This is a genomic window from Pantoea sp. Pa-EAmG, assembly GCF_030024295.1.
In the GTDB taxonomy this organism is placed as follows: domain Bacteria; phylum Pseudomonadota; class Gammaproteobacteria; order Enterobacterales; family Enterobacteriaceae; genus Pantoea; species Pantoea dispersa.
Map to the genome: position 1 here is coordinate 1 of NZ_JASEWO010000212.1, position 6,831 is coordinate 6,831.

The following is a 6,831-nucleotide window of genomic DNA, read 5'->3' on the forward strand; positions in this document are numbered from 1 at the left end:
ACAACCAGGCTCACTCTTACCGTAAGTAAGAGTTCTGGTTTGAAAAATGGTGCCCTTGTGGCACCATTTTTTTTGTCCGGATTCTGCCGTCAGCTGGCCCTGAATCACGGTGTCGCAGCGGCTTCGCCCTGCGCCTGACTGATGGTGGCTTGCGCACCGCCTGTTGCCCCCTGCTGCGTCTGCAGCACTGCCGGCAGCGGCGTCGCCTCATTCACCGGTTCCCCACTGCTCACCAGTACCGGCATGCCTGAACGACGTTCAATCGCCGCCTTAATCAGCGCACTGTCGCTCTTCGCACTCTTTATAAAGGCTTTCAGCGGCGCGCTCAGCGCAATTGGCATGGTCTGCGGATCGTCATGTTCATTACGCGACAGCGGCTGGTGTACCTCGATGTAGCGTTTGCCGTCGGGTTCGATGGCATATTTGATCGGCTGGTTAATCACCTGTACGCGTGTACCCTGCGGCACGCTGTTAAACAGCGCTTCGATATCGTCCGGGCGCAAACGAATACAGCCGGAGCTGACGCGCATCCCGATGCCGAAGTCGGCGTTGGTGCCGTGAATCAGATACTGGCCGCTGCCGCGCGCCAGACGCAGCGCAAACAGCCCCATCGGGTTATCCGGCCCGGCAGGCACCATCGCGGGCAGCGTGATGCCCTCTTTGGCGTAGCGTTTACGGATATTGACGGTGGGCGTCCAGGTGGGGTTAGGGATTTTCTGGCTGATACTTGTCACCATACTGGGCGTGGCGGCACCCAACTGGCCGATGCCGATCGGATAAACCACGACGCGATTTTCCCCTTTGGGATAATAGTAGAGACGCAGTTCGGCCAGGTTGATCACGATGCCTTCACGCGGCGCATCCGGCAGCAGCATCTGCAGCGGCACGGTAAGCTGCGTTCCGGCTTTCGGCAGCCAGGGGTCGACGCCCGGGTTGGCTTCCAGCATGCCAAGCATGCCTATCTTATAACGCGCGGCAATGCTCTCCAGCGGCCGTTTGTCATCCGGGACGGTGGTCAGGGTGTTTTCGCCAATCAAACGGCTATCAGCGGCTGGCAGGGGGTATTCCGTAGCAAACGCAGGTGCAGACAGTCCGAAACAGGACAACAGCAATGCACCGGCTAAACGAAGCGCAGGTTTCATGCAATTTTCTCTTTGTCGGATGGAACAGACCCCGGTCATGGCCGGGGTCTGGAGAGTGTAACTTAGCTGAGAGACTGTGCGTTATGCCGGATCGCGCGAATCATCGCTTCCAGCCCCTGCGAACGCGAAGGGGTGAGGTGTTGCGTCAGGGCCAGTTCGCCAAACCAGTGGGCGACATCCAGTGCCAGAATCTCTGGCGCTTTCAGACCCTGATACAGGCTAAATACCACGGCAATCAAGCCCTTAACGATGGCGGCATCGCTGTCACCTTCAAAAGCAATGGTGCCGTCTGCCTGTGGGGTCATGCGAATCCATACCTGACTCTGACAGCCGGAAATGACGTACTGCGGCTGATGCAAGCTTTCAGAGGATTCTGGTAATTTGGCCCCGAGTTCAATGATGTAGAGGTACTTCTCTTCCCAGTTGGCGCAACGATTGAAGTTGCGCACCAGTTTCTCTTTTTCTGGCAGGTTTGCCATGCATAACTCCTGAAATCTGCTCAACCGCCCAGCAGACGATGAATGCGCGTCAGGCCAGCCGCCAGGCGATCGGCTTCCTCTTCGCTGTTGTAGAGCGCGAAAGAGGCGCGACACATCGCGGGCACCGCATAATGACGCATCAGCGGCATGGCACAGTGGTGGCCGGTGCGGATAGCAATGCCGTACTGGTCGAGGAAGCTGCCAACGTCAAACGCGTGGTGCTTACCGAGGTTAAACGCCACCACGCCGCTGCGCTCGGCCGGGCCGTAAATAACCAGGTCTGGCACCGACGCCAGCTTGTCCAGCGCGTAACGCATCAGCTGGCTCTCGCGCTGATGGATTGTCTCCAGACCGAGTTCGCTGATCCACGTCAGCGCTGCGCCAAGGCCAATGATGCCGCCGGTGTTCGGCGTGCCGGCTTCAAAACGCCACGGTGCGCCATTCCAGGTGGTACCGGTGGGCAGCATGACCTGATCGATCATCGAACCGCCGCCTTCCCACGGTGGCATGATCTCCTGCAGCGCCTTACGCGCGTACAGCACGCCAATCCCGGTCGGCCCATAGATTTTATGGCCGGAGAACACGTAGAAATCGCAGCCGATATCCTGCACGTCAACGGGGTGGTGCATCACAGCCTGAGCGCCGTCTACCAGCGTCACCACGCCCGCGGCTTTCGCCTGCGCCACGATAGCTTTCACCGGGTTAACCGTGCCGAGCACGTTGGAAACGTGCGTCACGGCCAGCAGGCGCGTACGGCTGTCAATCAGCCCCGCCAGCTGCTCCAGCGCCAGCTCGCCGTTGTCGTTAAGTGGCAGCACACGGATTTCCGCACCGGTGCGCTGGGCCACCATCTGCCACGGCACGATGTTGGCGTGGTGCTCCATCTCAGTGACGATCAGGTTATCGCCCGGCTGCAGTTGACTGCCGCCCCAGCTGTTGGCCACCAGATTGATGCCTTCGGTGGTACCTTTAACGAAGATGATCTCTTCGGCTGCCGCGGCATGCAGAAAACGCGCCGCCTGGGCGCGCACGTTTTCCATATCGCTGGTCGCCTGCGCGCTCAGCGAGTGAATGCCACGGTGCACGGCCGCATAGCCGTGCTGATAGAAGTGACTCTCCGCATTGATCACCGCGAGCGGGCGCTGTGCGCTGGCCGCGCTGTCAAGGTAGGCCAGCGGATGTCCGTTGACCTCACGACTCAGAATCGGAAACTCCGCTCTGACTCGTTCGAGATCGAAACTCATGACTCAACTCCCGGGAAACGGTCGGTAATACGTTGCAGTACCACCTGGCGCAGCGCGTCATCTTCCAGCGCTTCCGTCAGTTCAGCGGCGAAAGCATGGATGATCATCTGCTGCGCCGCGTCTTCGGCGATGCCGCGCGAGCGCAGGTAGAACATCTGCTCGTCGTCGATGCGACCGATAGTCGCGCCGTGGCTGCACTTGACGTCATCGGCGTAGATTTCCAGCTGCGGCTTGGTGTCCACTTCCGCCAGGCGACCGAGCAATAGGTTGTTGTTGGTCATCTGGCCGTCAGTTTTCAGCGCGTGCTGCGCCACTTTAATGTGGCCGTTAAACACCGAGCGCCCTTTGTCACGCGAAATGGTTTTGTGCAGCTGGCGACTCAGGCAGTGGCCTTTGTTGTGCTCCAGATAGCTGCGCGTATCCGCCACTTCGCTGCCTACCGGCAGCACCAGGCTGTTCAGCGACAGCTGGGTGTTCTCACCGTTCAGCTGCACGCTGGTATTGTGACGCGACAAACCGGCACCCAGCAGGAAGCTGGTGCTGCTCACCTGCGCGTCACGGCCAATCACGATGTCGTTGTGCGCAAAGTGGTAGCTGCTGCTCTCTTCAAACGCCAGCTTGGTGTGCTTCAGCTGCGCATTGTCGCCCACCGCAAAGGTAAAGCGCGCGCCGGTGAAGTGGGCGCTGCCATTCAGCGTCACGTAATGCTCGATCACCTGCGCTTCCGCGCCGGACTCCAGCTCCAGATGGTGACGATGATGTACAGTGTTGAGCGCATCCGCCTGGCCGCTGGTAATGTGCAGCAGATAGAGCGGCTGCGCCGCAGCTTTGCCGCGCGGCAGACGAATCGAGGTCACCTCTTCCGCCAGACTTTCCGTCAGGTGCAGGAACACCTCCGGCTGTACTGCGGCCGGTAACGGACGTCGCTCAGCGGCACGGCTGTGCTGCACGTCAAACAGACCGGTATCACGCGCGCTCAGCTCAGGCTGGAAGCGACCATCGACGAACACCAGGCAAATCGCGTCCAGCGGCAGCGCCAGCGCAGCCACCTGCTCAGCGCTCACGCCTGGCGCGTCCGCCTGCACGAACTGCTGTGCCAGCAGGCTGTCCAGCGCGGTGTATTTCCAGTTTTCATGCTTGCGCGTCGGCAGGCCGACACGCATCAATTGCTGCCAGTGCTGCTGTGCCTGCAGCGAACGCTGTTCGCCGCGTGACTCAAACAGGTGATGCCACTGCTGCAGCGCGTTATCACTCCTGGTCGGTAAGCCAGCCATAGCCTTGCTCCTCCAGCTGTTTCACCAGCGTAAAGTCACCAGACTTCACGATTTTGCCCTGATACAGCACGTGCACGTGATCTGGCTTGATGTAATCCAGGATGCGCTGGTAGTGCGTTACGATGATGAATGAGCGCTTGCCGTCGCGCAGGCTGTTTACGCCTTCTGCAACAATTTTCAGCGCATCGATATCCAGACCGGAGTCGGTTTCATCGAGGATGCACAGCTCAGGCTCCAGCGCCGCCATCTGCAGGATGTCATTACGCTTCTTCTCACCGCCGGAGAAGCCGACGTTGACGGAACGGGTCAGCAGATCTTCCGGCATCTTCAGCAGCTTGATCTTGTCTTCGATGAAGTCCTGGAAGTCGAAACGGTCCAGCTCTTCCTGCTCACGGTATTTACGTACCGCATTGACCGAAGTCTGCAGGAAGAACTGGTTGCTGACGCCCGGGATCTCGACCGGGTACTGAAACGCCATGAAGATGCCTTCACCGGCACGCTCTTCCGGCTCCAGCTCCAGCAGGTCTTTGCCTTTAAAGGTCACGGAACCGCCGGTGATTTCATAATCTTCACGACCGGCCAGCGTGGCAGACAGGGTGCTCTTGCCGGAGCCGTTCGGGCCCATGATGGCATGCACTTCGCCCGGCTTAACCTCGAGGTTCAGACCGCGCAAAATCTCTTTGTCTTCAACGCTAACCTGTAAATCTTTAATGCTTAACATACTCTTTCCTTCACATTGCTTCCGGCAACGCGTGTGGCATCAGCCGACACTGTGCTCAAGGCTGATCGCTAACAATTTTTGCGCTTCCACGGCGAATTCCAGTGGCAGCTCGGAGAAAACGTCTTTACAGAAGCCGTTGACGATCATCGAGATCGCATCTTCTTCGCTAATGCCGCGCTGCAGGCAGTAGAACATCTGATCTTCACCGATGCGCGACGTCGTGGCTTCGTGCTCAAGCTGCGCGCTGTTGTTGCGCGTTTCCACGTACGGGAAGGTGTGCGCACCGCAGTCCGGCCCAATCAGCATCGAGTCACACTGGGTGAAGTTACGCGCGTTAGTCGCGGTCGGCATGATTTTCACCAGGCCGCGGTAGGTGTTCTGGCTCTTACCGGCGGAGATACCTTTCGAGATGATGGTCGATTTGGTGTTTTTACCAATGTGAATCATCTTGGTACCGGTATCGGCCTGCTGGCGACCGCTGGTCAGCGCGACGGAGTAGAATTCGCCCACTGAGTAATCACCGCGCAGGATGCAGCTCGGGTATTTCCAGGTGATGGCTGAGCCGGTCTCGGACTGCGTCCACGACATTTTGCTGTGCTCGCCTTCACACAGCGCACGCTTGGTCACGAAGTTGAGGATACCGCCCTCGCCTTCTCCGCCCGGGAACCAGTTCTGCACCGTGGAGTATTTCACTTCGGCGTTTTTGTGGATGATCACTTCAACCACCGCTGCGTGCAGCTGGTAGGTGTCGCGCACCGGCGCTGAACAGCCTTCGATGTAGCTGACGTAGCTGTCTTCATCAGCAATCAGAATGGTACGTTCGAACTGGCCGGTTTTCGCCGCGTTGATGCGGAAATAGGTCGACAGCTCCATCGGGCAACGCACGCCTTTCGGGATGTAGACGAAGGTACCGTCGGACGCCACCGCCGAGTTGAGCGCAGCAAAGAAGTTATCGTTGTGCGGCACCACGGTGCCAAGATACTTCTGTACCAGCTCCGGATGATCGTGGATCGCTTCACCGAAGGAGCAGAAAATAATGCCCTGCTCAGCCAGCTTGTCACGATAAGTGGTCGACACGGACACCGAGTCGAAAATGGCGTCCACCGCCACTTCTCTGCCTTCACGCACCGGCACGCCCAGCTGGTTAAACGCGTCTTCCACTTCTTTGGTCAGGTAATCGCTGGAGGCGACGCTGCCGGACGTCTGGGTGGCACCCGGTTCAGAGGCACAGCTGTCATCGCAATTGCCGCAGGACGGCGCGGAATAGTAGCTGTAATCCTGATAATCGAGTTTGTCGTAGTGCGCTTTCAGCCAGTGTGGCTCTTCCATCTCCAGCCAGGCGCGAAACGCCTTGAGACGGAACTCCAGCATCCACTCGGGTTCGTTACGTTTGGCCGAAATGGCACGCACCACATCTTCATTGATGCCGTGTGCCAGTTCGTCGGTTTGCAGCTGGGTGAAGAAGCCTTCTTTATAGTTCAGGCTGCCTTCCCAGGTTTGTACATCGTCAGATGCTTCGCTGTGTCGTGACATATTTCACTTACTCGACGCCAAAGCTCTCACCGCACCCGCAGGCGTGCTGAGCTTTAGGGTTGTTGAATTTAAAAATCTGGTTCAGGCCTTCGCGGACATAATCCAGCTCGGTACCGTCAACAAACGGCATCGCCTGAAGCGGCACAAACAGTTTTGCGCCATATTGCTCGAACTGCAGGTCGTCATCGGCAGGCGCTTTCACCAGGTCCATAACGTACCCAAAACCGGCACAGCCGGACTGTTTCACACCCAGTTTCAGGCCCTTAACTTCCGGGTCCTGTTCCACCAGGCTGAGAATCTGTTTCGCTGCCGACTCGGTCAGCGTGAGCCCTTTCCAGACGAATTCGTCAGGTGAAAAAGACGCTGCATTTACTGATGACATAGTGCTACCTCGTAAGTCTGGGCCTTTTCAGGCTATCCCCCTATGGTAGTGATATC

The 6,831-nt window shown here is 58.3% G+C and carries 7 protein-coding genes; all 7 read right to left on the reverse strand.

Going from position 1 to position 6,831, the window contains the following annotated elements; genetic code table 11:
• Positions 1–104 precede the first annotated feature (104 nt).
• The 7 genes from QMM04_RS19800 to sufA all read right to left on the reverse strand — a co-directional run bounded on the left by QMM04_RS19800 (position 105) and on the right by sufA (position 6,775).
• Positions 105–1,142, reverse strand: a complete 1,038-nt coding sequence (locus QMM04_RS19800; protein ID WP_150058221.1) for a L,D-transpeptidase family protein — start codon at positions 1,140–1,142, stop codon at positions 105–107.
• 62 nt (positions 1,143–1,204) lie between these two features.
• Positions 1,205–1,621: a cysteine desulfuration protein SufE gene (gene sufE / locus QMM04_RS19805; protein ID WP_021506228.1), complete on the reverse strand. Its 417-nt coding sequence runs from the start codon at positions 1,619–1,621 to the stop codon at positions 1,205–1,207.
• Between the two features lie 20 nt (positions 1,622–1,641).
• Complete coding sequence (gene sufS / locus QMM04_RS19810; protein WP_058769697.1) at positions 1,642–2,865, reverse strand: cysteine desulfurase SufS; 1,224 nt, start codon at positions 2,863–2,865, stop codon at positions 1,642–1,644.
• Positions 2,862–4,139: a Fe-S cluster assembly protein SufD gene (sufD, locus tag QMM04_RS19815; RefSeq protein WP_021506230.1), complete on the reverse strand. Its 1,278-nt coding sequence runs from the start codon at positions 4,137–4,139 to the stop codon at positions 2,862–2,864. Before sufD ends, sufS begins: the two co-directional genes overlap by 4 nt.
• Positions 4,114–4,860: a Fe-S cluster assembly ATPase SufC gene (gene sufC / locus QMM04_RS19820; protein ID WP_021506231.1), complete on the reverse strand. Its 747-nt coding sequence runs from the start codon at positions 4,858–4,860 to the stop codon at positions 4,114–4,116. Before sufC ends, sufD begins: the two co-directional genes overlap by 26 nt.
• Positions 4,861–4,899: 39 nt before the next feature.
• On the reverse strand, positions 4,900–6,393 hold the full coding sequence (gene sufB, locus QMM04_RS19825) for a Fe-S cluster assembly protein SufB (RefSeq protein WP_021506232.1): 1,494 nt from the start codon (positions 6,391–6,393) through the stop codon (positions 4,900–4,902).
• A 7-nt stretch (positions 6,394–6,400) separates the two neighbouring features.
• A complete protein-coding gene (gene sufA, locus QMM04_RS19830) occupies positions 6,401–6,775 on the reverse strand; it encodes a Fe-S cluster assembly scaffold SufA (RefSeq protein WP_010616252.1) in 375 nt (124 codons plus the stop codon).
• Positions 6,776–6,831 lie beyond the last annotated feature (56 nt).